Origin of the sequence: Rhizobium favelukesii (assembly GCF_000577275.2) — a bacterium.
Classification (GTDB): Bacteria; Pseudomonadota; Alphaproteobacteria; order Rhizobiales; family Rhizobiaceae; genus Rhizobium; species Rhizobium favelukesii.
In genome coordinates, this window is the sequence record NZ_HG916855.1 from 1,215,113 (window position 1) to 1,234,813 (window position 19,701).

Here is a 19,701-nt window from a genome sequence, read left to right on the forward strand (position 1 = left end):
TCATTTGAGGTAAAAATTAGCGGTGCCCAAATATTAAGCAAGCATTTTCTTCGTCGGAGTGGTCAATGTGGCGTGAGATCGAGCCCGATGTTCGACTTGAGATCGAAGTCGATGGCCACAAGGTGGTGGCCTACAGTTTCGGGGATGGAGCGGAGACGGTTTTCTGCCTCAATGGCGGGCCTGGACTGCCCTGCGACTATCTGCGCGAGGCGCATTCCTGTCTGATCGATCAACGCTACCGCGTCGTCGCCTTTGATCAACTCGGGACCGGCGCGTCGGATCGCCCGACCGAACCATCGCTCTGGACGATCAGCCGCTATGTCGAGGAGACCGAGACCGTGCGCAAGGCGCTTGGGCTCGGCAAGGTGCACATGCTCGGTCACTCCTGGGGTGGGTGGCTGGCGATCGATTATTCGCTCACCTATCCTGGCAACCTGCAGACGCTGATCCTTGAGGATACCGTTGCGGACATGCCGCATCTGATCCTGGAACTAGAGCGGTTGCGCGCAGCACTCGGGCCCGAAACGGTGGCGATGATGCAGAAGCACGAAGCCCGGGGCACGTACGACCACCCCGAATATCTCGCCGCCGTCACCATTCTCAATTATCGCCACGTGTGCCGCCTGATGGAATGGCCCGCACCTGTTCGCCGATCGCTCGGCGACTGGAACATGGGCCCCTACGGCACCATGCAGGGCCCGAACGAATTCCTCTATACCGGCAACCTGAAGGACTGGAGCCGCGTTCGGGATCTGCCGTCCATGACGGTTCCGACATTGATCACCTGCGGTGAGCACGACGAATTGACGCCGGCCTGCGCGCTGAAGATGAAACTCGCCATCCCGAACGCCGAACTGAAGGTGTTCGCCAACGCAAGCCACATGCCCTTCTACGAAAACCCGGCGGACTACTATCCGGCACTTCTCGATTTCCTGGCACGCAACAGGTCGAACTGATGCATAAGCTTGCAGATGACAGCATCAGTCGACGGAGGCACCGGCATCGCCATGCATCGCTATAGGTTCGTTTTCCGAAGGCCTCTCCAGTTCCTGCCGGTCATCGCCGGCATCAGCATCATCACCTTCGTGCTGGTGAGGCTGATTCCCGGCGATCCGGCGCGCGTGCTGCTCGGCACACGCGCCACGCCGACGGCCATCGCCAATATCCGCGCCCAATATGGCCTCGATGAGCCGATCTGGCTGCAGTATCTTTATTTCCTCAGAAACCTCGCCAATGGCGAGATGGGAAAGTCGATCCTCTACAAGATCGATGTGCTCAAGCTCATCGCGACGCGTATCGAGCCGACGATCGCACTCGTCATTTCGAGCATCGTGCTGTCCGTCGTGATCGCCGTGCCGCTTGCGGCAATCGCGGCGCGCAACGCGGGGCGAGCGCCAGATCATGCCGTGCGCATCATTTCGACGTTCGGCATCGGATTCCCGCCCTTCTGGCTTGGCCTAATGCTGATCATCCTGTTCAGCGTCAAGCTCGACCTGCTGCCGGTGTCCGGTTACGGATCGACGATCGCCGACAAGCTCTCTCATCTCATTCTTCCGAGCCTCACCATCGCGCTGTCGCTGTCGACCGTGCTGACACGCAGCCTCAGGACGGCAATGATCGAGGCCCTGAAATCGGATGTGGCGACGGCAGCGCGCGCTCGCGGCATGCCTGAGCGCATCGTCTTCTGGCGTCACGTAGTGCCGAACTCGTTGGTGCCGACCATCAACCTGCTCGCCGTCAACACCGGCTGGCTGATCGGCGGAACCGTCGTCATCGAGAGCGTCTTTGCGCTGCCGGGCATGGGGCAGTTGCTTGTTCGCGCCATCTTCTCGCGCGACTACATGGTGGTGCAGGGCGTCGCCATGGTCTTTGCCTGTGCAACGGTGCTCGTCAATTTCCTCGCCGACATTGCCACCGTCGCGGCCGATCCGCGGGTGAAGCTATGAGCACGATGGCCGTCTCACCCTCCGCTGCGGGCTGGCGAACGCTCCTGGGCAGGCGCACCATGCTCACCGTCGGTGCATCGATCTTGCTGTTCTTCATTCTCGTGGCAATCGCGGCGCCGCTGATCGCGCCGTACGATCCGATCCTTCAAGACGGCAATGCGCGCCTGCAATTGCCGTCTCTCCTGCATCCACTCGGTACCGACAACTTCGGTCGCGATATCCTCTCACGCATCATCTGGGGTGCACGGATCGACCTGCAGATCGCGGTGATCGGTGTCGCCTTTCCGTTCCTGATCGGCACGGTCGTCGGCACGGTCGCGGGCTTCTTCGGCGGCATCGTCGATGCGATCTTCATGCGGATCGTCGACATCATCATGGCCTTTCCCTTTCTGGTGCTGATGCTGTCGATCATCACCATCCTCGGGCCGGGCCTCGGCAGCTTCTACATCGCCATGGCTCTCGTCGGCTGGGTCTCATACGCACGGTTGATCCGAGCGCAGATCCTTGTCCTAAAAAACAGCGATTACGCCGTGGCAGCGGTCAGCCTCGGCTTCGGCCGCATGCGGATCATGTTCCGCCATCTGCTGCCGAACGCCATTGCCGGATCGATCGTATTTTCGATGTCCGATGCCGTGCTCGTCCTGCTCAGCGGCGCCGCTGTCAGCTATCTTGGGCTCGGCGTCCAGCCGCCGGTTGCCGAATGGGGCGTCATGGTCGCGGAAGGCCAGAGCTTCATCACCACAGCCTGGTGGATCACGTTGTTTCCCGGCCTTTCCATCGTCTTTCTTGCCTTCGGCTTCAGCATTTTCGGTGATGCGTTCGGTGAGTTGCTCGGAGTGCATGAATGAGCGCCTCCGTCCTTTCGGTTCGCGGCCTCACGGTCAAGGCGCATCTCGACGGTGAAACGCGCACTCTGCTCGATGCCGTATCGCTCGATCTGGCAAAGGGTGAGATACTCGGGCTGGTCGGCGAAAGCGGTTCCGGCAAGAGCCTGTTCTGCTGCTCGCTAATCCGTTTGCTTCCATCCTCCCGATTAAGGATCGAAGACGGCTCAATCCTTCTCGAAGGGCGCGATCTGACCGCCGTCAGCGATGCCGAGATGCTCGACATCCGCGGCAGCGAGATCGGCATGATCTTCCAGAACCCGACGAGCCATCTCGATCCGGTGATGAGGATCGGCGATCAGATTGCCGAGGGCATCCGTTATCATCAGGGCCTCGACGGGAGGGCAGCCCGTGCGGCCGCGATCGAGATCCTGTCGCAGGTCGGTTTTCCAGACCCGCCTCGTCAGTATGACAGTTATCCGCACGAGTTCTCCGGCGGCATGCGCCAGCGCGCCATGATCGGCGTGGCGCTGTCCTGCAATCCGAAAATCCTGATCGCAGACGAGCCGACGACCGCGCTCGACGTGACCATCCAGGCGCAGATCCTGCAGTTGCTGATCGAACTTCGCGACACGCGCGGCCTGTCGATCATCCTCATCACCCACGATCTCGGCATCGTAGCGCAAACCTGCGACCGGATCGCGGTCATGCGCAACGGCAGGCTTCTGGAGCAGGGCCCGAAGCGGCAGATCCTGTCGCACCCGCAGGACCCCTACACGATCAAGCTCATTCACAGCCACCCGTCGATGCCGGATGGCGCTCCTGTGGCAAGACGCGCCGCTCTGCCGACGACGCCGGCGGTGAAGCCGATACTGGAGATCGACGACCTGCATGTGCGCTTTCCGGTCGGCGGCAGCCTTTTCAGGGGAAGTACGGCAAAGACCGTCAGTGCCGTCTCCGGCATCAGCCTGCAGATCATGCCGGGCGAGACGGTCGGCATTGTCGGGGAATCGGGCAGCGGCAAGAGCACGCTCTCTCGCGCGATACTGGGTTTGACGCCGATCTCCTCCGGGCACATCAGTTTCGAGGGTGCCGATCTTGCCCTGCAGAAAAGCGCGAGCCTGGCGAAGCTCAGGCGCGAGGCGGCCATGGTCTTCCAGGATCCGTTCAACGCCTTGAACCCACGGATGACCATCGGCCAGACCATCGGCGAGGTGCTGGCGGTACGTGGAGAGGTCCCGAAGGCGGACATCCCCGCGCGGATCGGAGAATTGCTGGATCTCGTCGGGCTCGAGCGCGAGTTCGCCAAACGGAAGCCACGCTCGATGAGCGGCGGCCAGTGCCAGCGCGCCGGGATCGCCCGCGCACTTGCCGTCGATCCGAAGCTGATCATCGCCGACGAATGCGTGGCCGCGCTCGACGTCACGATTCAGGCGCAGATTATCGACCTGTTCCGCGAGCTGGCAGCAAGCATGAACCTGACGCTGCTGTTCATCGCCCATGACCTGGCCATCGTGCGCAATCTCTGTGCGCGCACGATCGTCATGTATCGCGGCGAGGTGGTCGAGGACGGTCCGTCGGAAGAGGTCTTCGCGCGTCCGAAACACCCTTACACCGCTCGACTGGTGGCGGCGATCCCCGACATCAACCCGGACAGGCCGCTGCTTGGCGAAATTCAAACTGCCTCTGACAACATCCTATCCATCAAGCGCATTCCATAAGAACGAAGGGAACGACATCATGAACCGGAAGTGGAAATCCATCGGGCTTGCGGCCTTTGCCGCTGCTCTCAGTCTCAGCGCCAGCTTCGCCGAAGCTGCCGGCGTGTTGAGCATCGGCCGTCGCGAGGACTCGACCACGTTCGACCCGATCAAGTCAGCCCAGAACGTCGACAACTGGGTGTTCTCCAACGTCTTCGACGTGCTCATCCGCGTCGACAAGACCGGCACCAAGCTGGAGCCGGGTCTGGCCGAGAGCTGGACCGTATCCGGAGACGGACTGACCTACACATTCAAGATCCGCGACGCGAAATTCTCCGACGGTTCGCCGATCACGGCCGAGGATGCAGCCTTCAGCCTTCTGCGTATCCGCGACAACAAGGCTTCGCTTTGGAGCGACAGCTACAAGGTCGTCGAGACCGCAGAGGCAACCGATCCGAAGACGCTCACTGTCAAGCTGAAGACGCCGTCCGCGCCTTTCCTGTCAACGCTGGCGCTTCCAAACGTTTCGGTACTGTCGAAGAAGGCCGTCGATGCTGGTGAGGACGCCTTTGCTGAATTGCCGACCGCGTCGTCGGGCGCATTCACCGTCAAGGAATGGCGGCGCGGCGACCGCGTCATTCTCCAAAAGAACCCGAACTTTTGGCAGGCGGACCGCGTGAAGCTCGACGGTGTCGAGTGGATCTCGGTGCCTGACGACAATACCCGTATGCTGAACGTGCAGGCCGGGCAGCTCGACACGGCGATTTTCGTGCCCTTCTCGCGGGTCGAGGAACTGAAGAAGGATGCCAATCTCAACGTACTGATCGACACGTCGACACGTGAGGACCATCTGCTGATCAACCACGAGCACGGCGCGCTCGCCAAGAAGGAGGTGCGTCAGGCACTCGACATGGCGATCGACAAGAAGGCGATCGTCGATACAGTCACCTTCGGCATCGGAACCGTGGCCAACTCCTATATCCCGAAGGGGTCGCTCTATCACTACGACGACAACTATCAGTATCCCTACGATCCGGAAAAGGCCAAGGCGATGCTGGCCGAGGCCGGCGCGTCCGACCTGGCGTTGAACTACGTGGTGAATGCCGGCAACGAAGTCGACGAGCAGATCGCCGTTCTTCTGCAGCAGCAGCTTTCCAAGGCCGGTGTCACCGTCAACCTGCAGAAGGTAGACCCGAGCCAGAGCTGGGACATGCTGGTTGCCGGCGACTACGACATTTCGGTCATGTACTGGACGAACGACATTCTCGACCCGGACCAGAAGACGACCTTCGTGCTCGGTCACGACACCAACATGAACTACATGACCCGCTACAAGAGCGACAAGGTGAAGGATCTGGTGGCCGCAGCCCGCCTGGAACTCGATCCGAAGAAGCGCGAGGCCATGTATGTCGAAATCCAGAAGACGGCCAAGGACGACGTCCACTGGATCGACCTCTATTACAGCCCCTACATCAACGTCTCGCGCAAGAACATCGAGAACTTCTACCAGAACCCGCTCGGCCGTTTCTTCCTCGAAGACACCGTGAAAAACTGATGAAGCAGCAGCCAGGCGCCTCGGCGTCTGGCTGGGCCATGACAGCGGGGGCAGGCAGATGTTTTCCATATGGGAGAGTTTGGGCCAGAGGACCGGGATATGAAAACCGAGGGCTACCGGTGCTCACACCTGCTGTGACTTCTCCGATTTGAGAGCGTGGCCATAGTTGAGCCTTTGGCAACCTCTTTGAGCGCTTTTCAGCTCAACAGCTTTCGTTGGGGTCGCAGTTCAAATTCCGCCCCGGAACCTGGGGCGGATATGGCCTTAACTTCCCGATTTCAATTGAAGCGGTGAGCTGATGATATAAGCAGATCTTGCCTCATGCCGTCAGTGGTTCGTCATATCTCATCATCCGGCCGGCATTGGCGAGCACCAGCATGGTGCTGAAATTGTGCAGGATCGCCGCGACGACGGCTCCCGCCGTTCCAAGAAAGCCAAATCCCGCCAATGCGACGATCGCGATGGTCCAGCCAAGGCCCATGATGACGTTGGTTTTCAAAGTCTGTCGGCATAGTCTGCTGAGGCGGATGCAAGTGCCGAGCCGTCGCAAATCGCTGCCAATCAGGATGATGTCCGAAGAGGCCAGCGCGATATCCGCTCCGCCGGCGCCCATCGCGATCCCGACGGCACCGGCCTTGAGGGCGAGCGAGTCGTTGATCCCGTCGCCGACGACAAGAGGTTTGAAGCCGTTTTTCGTCTCGCTCAAGACACGTTTCAGCTTGTCGGCAGGCAGGGCCTGAGCCACGACGTCATCAATGCCAACCTCGCGCGCCAAAGCCTGCGCGACCGACTGACGGTCGCCGGTCAGCAGAAGCTGACGGTTGAGCCCGAGCGCCCGCAACTCCGTCATTGCGTCCGCGGCTTCCGGCTTGATGGTGTCCGACAAGAGGAACCAGGCGACAAAGTCTCCGTCGATGGATATCCCGGCGAGCGGACCGTCGTGTAAAGGAACAGAGGGAGCACCGACGCAGATGTGTTCAAACAGTTCGGGGCGTCCAAGAGCGACTTCGCCAGCGCTTCCGACGGCAACCACACCCAGGCCTTGGATCTCCCTGACATTCGTTAACGGATAATATGCGTCATGGCTGATGAGCGAAGCCATGGCTCGGCTAACCGGATGGCTGCTGGCAGCGCCCAAGGATGCGGCCAAAGCCAGAACGGCGTCCCGATCCACATTCCCGGTCAGTCGGATCTCTTGCAGCCGAAGCCGGCCGAAGGTGAGGGTACCGGTCTTGTCGATGACCAGGGAGGTTAGGTCCGCCAGTTCTTCGAGAAATGCCGAGCTGCGGATGAGGATGCCGTGCCGCGCCGCGACAGCGATACCGGCAATCGCCGTTGCCGGCGCAGACAAGACCAGGGCACACGGGCAGGCCGCCACCAGGATCGCCAGCATGATCTGGTCGTTGTAGGTAAGGAACCAAGCGATGGCCGCCACCGTCAAGACGAAACCCAGATATTGCTGCGCGTAACGCTCCAGCAGCCGGGTGATCGGTGGCTTTGAGTTTTCCGCGCGCTGCATCAGGGCAATGACCTTCCCAAGGGTGGAATGCTCGCCCGTTCGGGTCACCTCGATCTCCAGGCGGCCGTCCAGATTGATCGCACCGCCGAAGACCTCCATTCCGGTAGAGACCTCGAGAGGCACGGATTCGCCGGTGATCGGAGCGATGTCGAGGCTTGCCTGTCCTTTCCGGACACGACCGTCGGCAGGGATGCGGTCTCCCGCTCTGACCTCCACCAGATCGCCCGGCTCCAGGACGATGTTATCGACCTCTCGCATCCCACCGTCCGAGGTGATCAATCGCGCATGGTTGCGGGTCAGGCGGGCTAGCGCATCCATCGCCTCTTTTGATCCGATGACGCTGCGCTCCTCCAGCACATGTCCGAAAATCATGATGATCGGGAGAAGGGCGGCGGTCAAAAGGTCGCCTGTCGCCCAGGCGGCCAGCATCGCCAAAGCGATCAACTGATCGGTGATGCCGTGAAGGCTCGGATGGCGCAGGCTGTGCCAACCGGACCGGATGACTGGAACCGCGACGATGAGCGAGGCGGCCGCGAGCAGAAGCTGGCTGACGCTCTCTTCGTTCGGTGCAAGCCAGCGCCATGCGACCCCGAGAGCGAGCAGGCTCAAAGCGATCATGGCGGCGGTAAGTTGAACGGCTGCTGCCTGTTTTTCATTGGCCGTCAGCAGGCCGGCGCTCAGCACATGGCCATGATGGTGGTGCGAGTGGCCATGGGAGCCATGCGAATGATCCGTCGCGATACTCATTTGTCGGCTCCCTGCAGAATGAGGCGCGCGTCGTCCCCGGGGTCGACCGTGACCACCGAGCCTGCCTGTGACAGGATCTTTGCAACGCGATCTCGATAGAGGCGCCAGAGAAGACCGGGATCGCTATCGGACCCTTGAGCGCTTGCAAAGCCGATGGCGGTGGCCGTATCGGTGCGCGCCTTTGCCAGCCGTTCGCTGGATTGGGCCTGCGCCACCTGCACGATCCGGTCGGCCTCCTGATCGGCGGCCTGCCTGTCTTTCTCCGCATCGTTTTGTGCTGACGCAATCGCCTGCTCTGCCTGCTGGCTTGCGGTCAGTACCTGATCGAACGCGCTGACGGCGGTTGCCGGAAGTGCGGATTGCACGTCGGCTCGGTCGATCTCGATCCCGAGGCCCATGCCCCTCGATTTCAGGGCGCTCAGACTGCTGTTGATGCTGTTTACCAGGTCGGCCCGCAAACGTTCGCGCCGCTCGGCGACGCCGTTGTCGGAGGCGACCAGCTCCGGGCGCGCGACTAGAATGCTGTCGAGGTCTCTTGAGGCGCAGATCACAACGGCACTGCGGGTGGCAAGGCGGTCCAACGCTGGAAGGACGTGCTCCTGCTGTAGAGCGTAGGCGAACGGGTCGGTCACCCTGTAGAAGACCCGGACGTCGAGCTGAACGACACTGGCATCAGCCGTCAGCAGATATCCTGACCCCGCCAGGGCGTCGCTCTGCGTCGAGACATCAGCATCGCCGATCTGAGCCGCGGGCGAGCGCAACAATCCATTGATCGGGTGTTCCAAGACGGTGGCGGACGCCGGAAGAAGCAAAACCTTTTCGAAAGGCGCGGGCAGGGCCCACAACAAACCGGATTCCTGCACTCGGTTCAAAGCGCCCAGGCGCAGGACTACAGCCCGGTTTTGTGGCGCGATCTCCCTGATATTGGATGTCGCCCAGCCGCCGGCCGCGAGCACCATGACTGCGGATAACAGCAAAGATACCAGATGAACAGCTTGGTACTGCGCCATCGAATTCCGATCCCTGGTCGTTCGCATCTCTAATGCGCCTCGCCTGTTGACGAGACCTTGGGCGGTCCATCGACCAAAGCCCGAAAAGGTGCAGCATCCGTGCGCAGGACAAGGCGTGTGTTGGAATTGACGATCGTCCCGAGCGTATCGAGGGAGCGGAGCAGTTCATAAAGCTCCGGGGCACTTTTGTAGGCAGCCCCGTAGATCTGTGCCGCTTCGACACGGGATCTGGCCTCTATGTCGGCGGCTTTCACGGTCGCGTCCGCCTGCAGAACTCTCGCGTCGCGTTCGGCTGCGGAGCGGATCTCGGCTGCCTTGCGTTTGCCGACCGCCGCGCGCTCGGTGGCGATCGTCTCGCGCTCGGCCCGCATGCGGTCGACCGTGGCATTCAACGTCACTGCGGGCAAGGTCAGGCGCTCGATGCCGATATCGACAACCTGCAAGCCGTAAGTGTCGAGCAATTGCTGTGTGATCTGGGCTTTGAGTTGCGCTTCCAGCGCATTGATCCGGAGCTTGTCGGGATCGGGATTGATCAGCGACGACAAGTCGAAATTGCTGGCGGCAGTTTCGAGCGACGATCCAAGGAACGTGCGGATTTGCGCTGCTGCCAAATCAGGTTGATTCTGGACCGAGCGAACGAAGCGCTTGATTGCATCCGGGTCCTGCGGCACCTGCCAGATCGCATAGGCCTGCGCGATGATGCGCAATCCATCCTTTGTTCCGACATCCTGAAGGCCGCTCGATGTCGATCTGGCGCGTAGATCGACATTGATGGTGTTCTCCAAGGGAATGGGAAGCCGGAACGCCAGGCCAGGATCGGTCAGAACACGCATCGGATTGCCGAATCTGGTGATGATGGTCGCGGCCCCCGATTGGACCTGCACGAGGCAGGCGGCCACCAGGATGATCGATACGATCACGATTGCGACGACCAGACGAGACCATCGGAACGGCATGGTCTCGTCGCGATCGTGAGAATGGTGATCGTGATGGTCTGAGTCCGGATGAGCATGTGCGTCGGTCATGGGCTGGTTTCTTCACTTTGGTAGGGGGTGCTGGGCTTTGCACGTGTGTCTTGGTTTGTGTCTGGATCGACCGGCAAGATCATGTTTCGAAGATCGAAGGTCGGAGCGATGCTTGCGCCGATGCGGTGATCGAGGACGAGAGCCTTCGCGCGCGATAGCCCCAGTGTCAGCTGATTGAAGTATTCCTCTGTCAAGAATGCTTGCCCCGCCAAACGGTAGGCCGACTGATCGGCTTGAAAGCGCAGCTTTGCGACTTGCGAAGCCGCTATGTTTTCTCTTGCAGCCGCTGTGGCGCTGTCCTGTCGGAGGCTGGCATTCAATTGAGCCTCATTCGTCTGTTCGGCTGCCGTTCCCCGCTCCCGGGCCACCAGCGTTTCCGCGCCGATCTGCGCCGCCTGGACCCCGTGAAAGGCGTTGGCCGCGCCGGCGGGAGGATGGATGGCCTCGATGATGACCGCCAGGATTTCGATGCCACTGTTCAGCTCATCCATATTTTTCTGGACCGCCGAGGCAACATCATTCGCCAGCGACAACCGGCCTTCGCTTAAGACGTCGTTGAGCGTCCTTTTGGCAAAGTCATGCACGAGGACGCGGTTTGCGGTGCTCTCGATCAATCCTGGCAGATCGGCAACCCGATAGGCCGCCTTCATCGCGGCCCGATCCGAAAGACCAATGCGGTAGACGAAGCGCACGTCCATGTTGACGATCTGAAAACTTTGCTTGCCACCAGTGCCGCTGGCGATGACTTGCGATTTCTCGCTGATGTGCGAGGCATCCCACAGCCGGTTGGCACTTTCTGGCGCTGGTCCCTCGGCATTCGTCGGCGGCTCGTTGCCATCCGCCGTGCTGACGGAGGTGGCCAGTTCGTGCACGCTGCCATTGTCGAGGAGAACGACGCGGCCAAACGGCCAGGGAAGGCCGATGTGAAGACCGGAATGCAGGATTGCCTCGGCCTTGCCGAACCTTTCATAGACGCCCCGGCCAGTCATGGGGATCTCGCGGACGCCGCTCAACAACCAGCCCAGAACGATCGTTCCGAGAACGATTGCGGGAGCGGCCTTGCGAATGAATGAAAAGGCCCAAATCTGGCGAAGATCGATACCGTGCCTGGTGCGTAATTCCGTCTGGATGCCAATCCAGGGCTGAGGCGGCCATTGAAGGAGGTTCGCGACAAGACTGTTGGTGATCAACGACGGCTCGCGGTTGTTGTTTTGCGGGCGGAACATCGAGACGATCGCGCGGAGTAGAAACTCGAGCCCGACAAGAGCAATAAAGCCGCCCAGCGCCGCCAGGAGCTTGACGGACAATCCCGATCCGCGGGCGCTCAGGAAGAGGCAGAAGCAAGACATGACGAGCACGAAAATCGGCACGCGTGCCAATTGTGAAATTGTGCTTGCCTCCGGCCATTCCTCGGCATCGATGGCGGCGAGCCTCCTCTCCGTCACCAGCAGAAAGAAGGCGAATGCCAGACAGGCCGCGACGATGAGGAAGGCCGGCGTTCCGATCGTTATGTCGTCCGTCGTCAAAGTCCAGTCGGAAGACACGATGAGGCATGCCAACAGCGAAAGGCCGAACACCCAGAGCGGGCGGGCGCCGATGCGCAAGAAGAGCGCCTGGCCTACGGACAATGCACTCCCGGTCCAGCGCTCAAAGCGATCAGGCTCCTCCGTGTTCGGGAACGACCACGGCGAACTCACGAAAGCGACGAACCACCGCATCGGCCTAGCGAGCGGGCGGCTGGGCAGCCCGGCTTTCTGTTGACGCCATTGGACCACGTCGTAGGCGGATCGTAGTCCAGCACCGAACAGGACAAGCGCAGCCGCGTTATTGCAGAAGAAAGCGATCCAGATTGCGTTCAGACTGAATGTGTTGGCAATCAGAGCGCCGAACAACAGCAGAGCTGCGAAAATCGACATGCTGAAGCCCTGACTTGCAAGATCATGCGCGTGAGCCGCCGCAAGTTGGAAGTCTGCGCGGTCTTTGAAGTCAGAGGGGCGCTGCGTTTCGTCGCAATTCGTTTTAGGCGTTGCCATGCTTTGTATCTGCCTCGCTAGCGCTGCGATCAATTGGCAGCGGACCCCATAAGAGACTTCAATTGTTATGTTCGAAGCGTTTGGCTCGAAATCCAGGGATACGTTATTACGTATCATCCTTCTGCCCGCAAGGTCTGACGTTAGTTGATCAAGGTCGGCGTATTGCCACGGCTCGCCGGATCAGATGGACGACATCGGGATTTCACTCGGATAAGATCCGCGCTCCGAACGACGTGCGCTATAGATGTACCAACGCCGCAAAGTTGCAGAAATGCCGCAGCGCGGTTTCAACTCGATTGATATTTCATTGAGAGACTTCAATTGCCGAAGCGGTTTCGTTATCACTTTGGTTGAAGAGCATTGGCATCCAGAGGTCGACTTTGCCCAAGTAAGCACCGGTCTCAATCCAGATTCACCCGTACGTGCGGCAGCGCAAGCCTGTCGTCGTATTGCTGTGTTCATCGGGTGGCTGCATGAGACCGGTTTGGCATCGTTTACATGTGCCATGTGCAGCTCCGCTGTCTCAGCTCTTCCCGCCCGAACAACGCCATACCGTGCCCTAGTGGTTTGATCGAGACAAAAGAGTCCGATTTAGGATTCCAATTTTTGCGCGCATATGCGACGATCTGGCATGCGCACAGGTATCACATTTGAGGTTTCCGCTGACGACCGGGTTCGTCTCAACGCAATCGTTTCGGCGGGCAGTTCGCCGCAAAAGCATGTGTGGCGGGCGAAGTTTATTTTGATGAGCGACGCGGGTCTCGGAACCGTCGCGATCATGGAGGCGACGGGCAAGTCGAAGACCTGCGTCTGGCGTTGGCAGGAGCGCTTTATGACGGAAGGCGTAGACGGCCTTTTGCGCGACAAGAGCCGGCCGCCCGGCACTGCGCCGCTTGAGCTTGACCTTGTCGACCGGGTTGTGGCCCTGACGCAGGAGCCGCCCACGCAGGAAGCCACACACTGGACTGTTCGTGCGATGGCAAAGGCTGTGGGGATTGCGGCATCCTCAGTCGTCAAGATCTGGCACGAGCATGGTCTCGCACCGCATCGGTGGCGCAGCTTCAAACTATCGAACGACAAGGCTTTCGCCGAGAAGCTTCACGATGTGGTCGGTCTCTACGTCTCGCCGCCGGCCCATGCGATTGTCCTTTCCGTCGATGAGAAAAGTCAGATCCAGGCGCTGGATAGGACGCAGCCGGGTCTTCCCATGAAGAAGGGTCGTGCCGGCACGATGACCCATGATTACAAGCGCCACGGCACCACGACACTTTTCGCTGCCCTGAATGTTCTCGACGGCTCCGTCATCGGCCGCAACATGCAGCGCCACCGGCATCAGGAGTTCATCCGCTTCCTCAACACGATTGAGGCTCAGTTGCCGAAGGACAAGGCGGTTCACGTCATCCTGGACAACTACGCCACACACAAACAGCCCAAAGTCCGGGCCTGGTTGGCGCGGCACCCACGCTGGACCTTCCACTTCGTTCCGACATCCTGTTCCTGGTTGAACGCCGTCGAGGGGTTCTTCGCTAAGCTCACCCGGCGACGACTGAAAAACGGTGTCTTCCATTCCGTTGTTGATCTTCAGGCAGCCATCAACCGCTTTATCAAAGAGCACAACGAACAGCCCAAGCCGTTCATCTGGAAGGCAGACCCTGACGACATCATCGCAGCCGTCAGACGAGGGCACCAAGTGTTGGAATCAATCGACTAGGGGCTTTATCATGCACTCATCTTGGTGGACTTCCGAACGGAAGACCAAGACGATATGTGCAACACTCTTCAGGTCCGCTGGACCATTGTGCCGAAAATCGCGCCGCAGCCTTGGATCATGTGCGGTGGATGCGGAGGTCTGAGAGCCTTCCAAAGCAGCGACAAGATCAGACTCAACGCCAATGGTCGCAAGCTTGATGCATGGCTCATCTACAAATGCACGACCTGCGACAAGACATGGAACCGTTCGATTTTCGAGCGCAAGAATGTTCGCGACATCGAACCCGCTATTCTCGAAGCCCTGCAATCCAACGACCCGCACTGGATTCGAGCCGAGACATTCAACCTGGAAGCTCTCAAGAAGAAGTCTCAACGGATCGACGAGTTTGCGAGCTTCGAAATCCGCAAGGAGTTGCTGCGAGCAGATTCCGGCTGGATACGTTTAGAAATGGAGCTTTCGGTTCCGTTTTCGGCGAGCATGCGCCTGGATCGCTTGCTCGCCTCCGAGCTACAAATTTCACGTTCTCGGTTGCGCACGCTCTATGAATCCGGACTCCTTCAAGCGAATTCAGATCGCACTGATATACTGCGGCGGCGCATCAAAGACGGTCTTCGAATAGCGATAGACCTATCCAATCTGGAGGATAGGGATCTGTTTTGGAAACCGCCGGCGATTGACGAGATCGCGGATCGATAACAAAGGACGCAAGGGACCGAGTTTGGGCCTTTATACGCAAGGACATCGCGACGGCGTCAGGTGATCTGAAGGCGTTTATTCGCACTGCCTGCGACAGCGAAGGCAAGCGCTCCTTCGCACTCTGCACGTTCTAAAGAAACGACCATGTGTGCGAGTTCGACGAGGCTTTTGGATGGTCAAGCGGCTTCGATCATTTCAAGACCGTGACCACGACCTCAAGATATTCGCTTGGAACGACCATCGTATCGTCCTCGGCTCTGTTGAAACGCGCGATCAGTTCCCGCAAATCGCTTTCGAGTTCCTGCTGTTGCGGTTCGGCCAATGCGGCGAAAGCCTTGTGGACCGGGCCATACCAGGAGCGGAAAACGTCGATCCAGTGCGAAGGCGACCGGTAGCGGAAGTTGAACACTTCTGGCGTTACAGCGATTGTGCCTCCGGAGGAAAACAGCTCGGCGAGCCGAGCCTCCGTTCCCCATAGCGAAGCTGGCTTGACGCCCGCGGCAGGCGGAATATGCTTTCCAATGATCTTGAATAATTGTCCGACAAAGCCACCGGGCGTCCAATTGGCCATTCCGATCTTGCCGCCTGGCTTGCACACCCGAAGCATCTCGGCGGCGGCAAGATCTTGGTTCGGAGTGAACATCACGCCAAAGGTCGACACGACAGCGTCAAACTCGTTGTTTGCGAACGGCAACGCTTCGGCGTCTGCGGGTTGAAACTTGACGTTCAGACCATCAGCTTGAGCTCGGGCCCGCCCACGCTCCAGGAGCGCCGGGACATAATCGGTAGACGTGACTTCGCACCATCGCCGCGCTGCCGCGAGCGTGGCGTTGCCATTTCCAGCCGCCACATCGAGCACTTTCTGTCCCGAACGGATGTCCATTGCTTCAAGCAAGGATTCCCCCACAATCTGAAGGCTGGTGCCTATGACTGCATAATCGCCGGATGCCCAAGTTGCTTGCTGTCGCGCCTTTACGGCCTCCAGCCCGGACGCCAATTCATTGGCAGCGGATATGTTCTGCATAATCTGCTCCTCCTCACGAAATCAGCCGAACTGTATCCACTCAAATCGGCATCGCCGCCAATCCCCGGGCAGGACCGCGTGAGCGTCTCCAGTCACTCCCAGTCGCCCGCGCAAACGCTTTGTTGGCGAGCCGGAAGGTTCGTCTCCGAATAAAGAAAGCGCTCGCGGTCATCCCCAGCTTAGTCGTGCGGGATGATGAGCTTCTTTCTTAGTGTGAGCAAACACTAAAATAAGGACGGGTGACGGTGATGAAGCCCGGCCCCGTCGGAGCGCGACCGCCAATTTTCGGGCGCAGACCATCGCGGGTACAAGTATAATCGCGGCCAGCATTTTCAAAATTATTGTTGAAACCCGGTCACTTCATCTGAGTTCTTATTACGATGCCTGAGAGGACGTCATGGGTGACGAAGCCGAGTTGCGCCACGAAGACGATAGAGGCAGGCCGGGTGAATCCGTCGCCTTTCCGTTCGACCGTATGTCTGTCCAGCGGTTTCGGGAAACCTTTCCGCGCGCTCGATGGAGCGACGAACGCAAAGCCTGGTTTGTGCCTGGAACGACCGCGCGCCGCAGAATAGACCGGTGGCTCGCTCGCGAAGCATCTCGCGCTGATGCCTTCGCCGATGAGAGGGGCCGCGACGCCTTTGAGTTCGAGCCGATCCTCAGTCCGTATCTGGATGTGGTAGAGGACGGCTTTCGTGTTCGCACGCCGTATTCGCGAACCATTGTCGATGAGCTCCGACAGGTCGCTTTTGCGCGCTGGGATGTCGACCTCAGGGTCTGGCATATACCCTTTGCCTCTTATGACGACCTCGTGCGCCGCTGGAAGCTCATAGAGGAAGCCGCCAAGCGCAACGAGCCCGAAGAACGTCGCAAGCGTGCCGAAGCTCGTAAAGGAACGGACGACGATAAAAGGTCGCGGCAGCGCGCATCGGAGCGGAGACGTCACCGCATTCCGGTGCCGGCAAGCGACTTGCCGCCGCTCAACAGGCCGGTGGCCACGAGGAGTTACGGCCTTATCGTGGTCAGCGAGGTGACTGGCGAACTGGTAGAAGCCGCCACCGTGGCCGATCTCTATCCCGATCTGAGCGATGAACACGTGTGGGCACTGTGGCGCTCTGCCTCTCTTGAAGAGCTGATACATACCTGGCCCGCGAAAAAGGAGCCGGGTGAATATGAGAATGGTCGTGGTTGGTGGCAACCAACGATCGAAGAATTGCGGGAGGCGCGTCGCAGGGCGAGGTCTCGGGAGCGAAGAGTGGCGCTTGGCGCTTCAATCTGAGCCGGGATTTTACGCGCTTCCTTCCCATCAAGGAGTGAGTCCCGGGCGTCTTGCCCTTTTTCGGTCGTGTCTTTGTGGCGCGTGTGCCCGTAGCCGATGATCCTTTCAAGCGCAGCCTCGCTGTCCCTCATTGGCCGGCTGCCTTCGGCAGGTCGAGTTCGACCATCAACGGAGCATGGTCGCTGGTGTGCTCCCACCCACGAGGTCGCCGCCTGACACTTGCTGAGCGCAGGCACGGAGCGACAGCAGGACTGAGCAGAACATGGTCGATCCTCAGACCCGCGTCGCGCTCGAATGAATTCCGCCAATACTTCCAGAACGTATATATTCGCTCCTCAGGGTATAAGTGCCGTACCGCATCCACCCACCCTTGCCCGACGAGCTCGGCATAGGCTGCCCGGACCTCGGGGCGAAACAGGGCATCGTCTCGCCAACGCTCCGGAGCGTAAACATCGAGATCAGTCGGCATGACATTATAGTCGCCGATCAGCAGAGCAGGCACTTCGAGCTCAAGCAGTTCGGCCGCATAGGCCTGCAGGCGTTGAAACCATCGAAGCTTGTAGTCGAACTTTGGGCCTGGAGCAGGATTGCCGTTCGGAAGATAGAGGCAGCCGATCAACAGGCCGTCCACAACAGCCTCGATATAACGACTGTGCGTGTCGTCAGGATCGCCGGGGAGGCCGCGCCGCGTCAAGAGTGGCAGCGTGCCCTTTGCCAGGATGGCAACGCCGTTCCAGCTCTTCTGGCCGTGCCATACAGCCTCATATCCAACGCGTCGAAGTTCTTTGCGCGGAAATCTCTCGTCGACGGTCTTGAGTTCCTGAAGGCAGACAATGTCGGGGCGGTCTTCCTTCAGCCACCGCAGCAGTACTGTTAGGCGGCCGTTGATACCGTTGACGTTATAAGTGGCTATTTTCACTCAATCTCCGAGGGCCTGAGGCTAGGCGACAGGTAGGGCACCTTTCTCTCCTTGACCACGACGACAGGCCGGAAAAATCGCCCAAGAAACCAACATGAACCAGCCAGATCATTTCGATCGAATTGTTGAGATGCTCGACAAAGAGACTTGAATGCCCACAGCCTGAAGGCGCGAGGGTGCCGTTGGTCCGACGTCAGCAATGGCCGGGCGAGTCCTGGTGGATTGAGCTTGCCGAGGAAATGCTCGACGAGAATTTGCAGAAATCTATCGATGGGATGAAGCAGATCCGCCGATCAAATGGCTCACCGCAGTCGATCGCTTCAAGTCGTGACGCCGGACAGTTTATCCGTTGTTTCGGGCACCAATATCACTACCGACGTCGGGGAGGCCTCGCTGCATCAACCAGTTGTCAGAGCTAGGACTGGGCTGGCCCCATGGGTCTCATCAATCGGCAGTTGACCATGGTCGCTGGACGGCGCGCTGCGAGCGCTTCAACTCCAGCGCGAGTGCAGCCCCGCGGCTGTCGTCCTGAATAGTTTGCACTCGTCTGAAGCCCGCGGCGAGCTTGAGTGCCTCTTCCCTGCTGTGAATTCAGTTCTTTCTCACGAAAGTGGTGAGGATTAGCTGGATCTTCGCGCAATTCGGCTTCCGTAATCACCCATCTAGCCCCAATTCCTCCATAGGAATTCCAAATAGACGATCAGTTAGATATCTGCGCATTGAAGAATATACAACGACAAGCCGGAAATATTGAAAATGGTTCTTGACATATTAAGTAATTTTTAAAACTATCGGTACGTTCTCTAGCTTTCTGCATGTCAATGGAGGCAGTACATCATGATGTACTGGAGATGCAGTAAGTTCCTATTAGTAATGCCCGGGAGGAGGTTTCGTCTTAATTGAGGAACTTTCATGGGAACGAAAAGGATTCGTGTTTCGGTAGTTTGCACATCCGGTGAACTATCCGAAAAAATTCGTTCAGGCGTGTGTGTTGATCATGGCATGTGTTTCGTTGACGCGAAACGCGCCAGTGAGTCTTTGCACGAATTCGTCGCCCGAACATTGCCCGCCGTCGTCATATGCGAAATTGCCACTTCCGCTGACATCGGGATTGGTAATGCCCTGCGGCGTGTTGCCAGTACGGAGGCGGAGTATCCATTCAACCTGATCTACGCTGTCAGTCACTCCAGCGTGAATCTGATCCAGGACGTCTATGTCGACGGTGTATCAAGCGTGATTTTTACCAGTGACGATGGCAAAGATATCTATACCGCGATCTCGCGCGTTGCAGCGGGACAACACCACATCAGCCCGTCGGTGTTTAGATGCCTACCAGACCTGCATATTCGCAGCTTCTACTCGCTTCTTAATGGCGCCACGCTCACGCCATCGCGTTTGCCCGAAGGCAGCCTGAGCGCGCGCGAAGAACTCGTGCTAAAACTAATCGCCTATGGGTTCAGCACGAAGGAGATTGCCGCCGAAATGCGTCTCAGCACAAAAACGGTTGAAACGTATAAATCCCGCGGCTCCGATAAGCTCAGCCTCTCCACTCGCGCGTCCATCGTTAAATACGGCGCCCTAAGGGGATGGTTTAACATATATCAGATTTAGAACTGAGTATTCTTCACACAATATAGCTATAAATTGAGCTGGCTACTTTAGCCGGCTATTTGTGTTTATATATTTTGCCGGCCTCCTTCCCATTTTCCCTAC

At 59.0% G+C, this 19,701-nt stretch carries 15 protein-coding genes and 1 pseudogene; 10 read left to right on the top strand and 6 right to left on the bottom strand.

Translation table 11 applies throughout. From position 1 onward, the window contains the following. The first annotated feature begins 65 nt into the window (after positions 1-65). From LPU83_RS69280 to LPU83_RS69300, 5 genes are read left to right on the top strand one after another with little or no spacing between them, the layout of a single operon-like run. On the top strand, positions 66-956 hold the full coding sequence (locus LPU83_RS69280; RefSeq protein WP_024318332.1) for a proline iminopeptidase-family hydrolase: 891 nt from the start codon (positions 66-68) through the stop codon (positions 954-956). Positions 957-1,007: 51 nt separating this feature from the next. Continuing rightward, the gene (locus LPU83_RS69285) at positions 1,008-1,946 is read left to right on the top strand and encodes an ABC transporter permease (protein ID WP_024318333.1); all 939 of its coding nucleotides are present in this window, start codon (positions 1,008-1,010) and stop codon (positions 1,944-1,946) included. Next, positions 1,943-2,794, top strand: a complete 852-nt coding sequence (locus LPU83_RS69290) for an ABC transporter permease (protein WP_024318334.1) — start codon at positions 1,943-1,945, stop codon at positions 2,792-2,794. Before LPU83_RS69285 ends, LPU83_RS69290 begins: the two co-directional genes overlap by 4 nt. After that, positions 2,791-4,491 carry a dipeptide ABC transporter ATP-binding protein gene (locus LPU83_RS69295; RefSeq protein WP_024318335.1) on the top strand — a complete coding sequence of 567 codons (1,701 nt, stop codon included), beginning with the start codon at positions 2,791-2,793 and terminating at the stop codon, positions 4,489-4,491. The genes LPU83_RS69290 and LPU83_RS69295 overlap by 4 nt, the downstream gene beginning before the upstream one ends. Before the next feature lie 19 nt (positions 4,492-4,510). After that, the gene (locus tag LPU83_RS69300; RefSeq protein WP_024318336.1) at positions 4,511-6,025 is read left to right on the top strand and encodes an ABC transporter substrate-binding protein; all 1,515 of its coding nucleotides are present in this window, start codon (positions 4,511-4,513) and stop codon (positions 6,023-6,025) included. 319 nt (positions 6,026-6,344) lie between these two features. Here LPU83_RS69300 and LPU83_RS69305 read toward each other — a convergent pair whose 3' ends face one another. The 4 genes from LPU83_RS69305 to hflK (LPU83_RS69320) are packed head-to-tail and all read right to left on the bottom strand — an operon-like array spanning position 6,345 to position 12,359. Then, on the bottom strand, positions 6,345-8,291 hold the full coding sequence (locus LPU83_RS69305) for a heavy metal translocating P-type ATPase (RefSeq protein ID WP_029710439.1): 1,947 nt from the start codon (positions 8,289-8,291) through the stop codon (positions 6,345-6,347). After that, complete coding sequence (hflK, locus tag LPU83_RS69310) at positions 8,288-9,328, bottom strand: protease modulator HflK (RefSeq protein WP_024318338.1); 1,041 nt, start codon at positions 9,326-9,328, stop codon at positions 8,288-8,290. Before hflK (LPU83_RS69310) ends, LPU83_RS69305 begins: the two co-directional genes overlap by 4 nt. Before the next feature lie 2 nt (positions 9,329-9,330). Next, complete coding sequence (gene hflC / locus LPU83_RS69315; RefSeq protein ID WP_024318339.1) at positions 9,331-10,326, bottom strand: protease modulator HflC; 996 nt, start codon at positions 10,324-10,326, stop codon at positions 9,331-9,333. After that, complete coding sequence (gene hflK / locus LPU83_RS69320; RefSeq protein ID WP_024318340.1) at positions 10,323-12,359, bottom strand: protease modulator HflK; 2,037 nt, start codon at positions 12,357-12,359, stop codon at positions 10,323-10,325. The genes hflC and hflK (LPU83_RS69320) overlap by 4 nt, the downstream gene beginning before the upstream one ends. Positions 12,360-12,990: 631 nt before the next feature. Here hflK (LPU83_RS69320) and LPU83_RS69325 point away from each other — a divergent pair. After that, complete coding sequence (locus tag LPU83_RS69325) at positions 12,991-14,070, top strand: IS630 family transposase (protein ID WP_037069542.1); 1,080 nt, start codon at positions 12,991-12,993, stop codon at positions 14,068-14,070. A gap of 54 nt (positions 14,071-14,124) precedes the next feature. After that, entirely contained in the window at positions 14,125-14,766 is a 642-nt protein-coding gene (locus LPU83_RS69330) for a DUF1062 domain-containing protein (RefSeq protein ID WP_024315907.1), read from the top strand. A 190-nt stretch (positions 14,767-14,956) separates the two neighbouring features. On the opposite strand, the gene LPU83_RS69335 is transcribed toward LPU83_RS69330, so the two are convergent. After that, positions 14,957-15,790, bottom strand: a complete 834-nt coding sequence (locus LPU83_RS69335; RefSeq protein ID WP_029710140.1) for a class I SAM-dependent methyltransferase — start codon at positions 15,788-15,790, stop codon at positions 14,957-14,959. A 397-nt stretch (positions 15,791-16,187) separates the two neighbouring features. Between LPU83_RS69335 and LPU83_RS69340 the strand changes: the two genes are divergently transcribed. Then, positions 16,188-17,069 carry a hypothetical protein gene (locus tag LPU83_RS69340; RefSeq protein ID WP_024315909.1) on the top strand — a complete coding sequence of 294 codons (882 nt, stop codon included), beginning with the start codon at positions 16,188-16,190 and terminating at the stop codon, positions 17,067-17,069. 127 nt (positions 17,070-17,196) lie between these two features. Here the strand turns inward: LPU83_RS69340 and xth are convergent, their stop codons facing one another. Then, positions 17,197-17,988, bottom strand: coding sequence for an exodeoxyribonuclease III (gene xth / locus LPU83_RS69345; protein WP_024315910.1), 792 nt, complete (start codon positions 17,986-17,988; stop codon positions 17,197-17,199). A gap of 162 nt (positions 17,989-18,150) precedes the next feature. On the opposite strand from xth, the pseudogene LPU83_RS74935 reads away from it, so the two are divergent. Both LPU83_RS74935 and LPU83_RS69350 read left to right on the top strand, forming a co-directional pair. Beyond that, positions 18,151-18,319 (top strand): annotated as a pseudogene (locus LPU83_RS74935) (3'-5' exonuclease); the annotation flags it as partial. Positions 18,320-18,900: 581 nt separating this feature from the next. Then, complete coding sequence (locus LPU83_RS69350) at positions 18,901-19,599, top strand: response regulator transcription factor (protein ID WP_112334155.1); 699 nt, start codon at positions 18,901-18,903, stop codon at positions 19,597-19,599. The last annotated feature ends 102 nt before the right edge of the window (positions 19,600-19,701 follow it).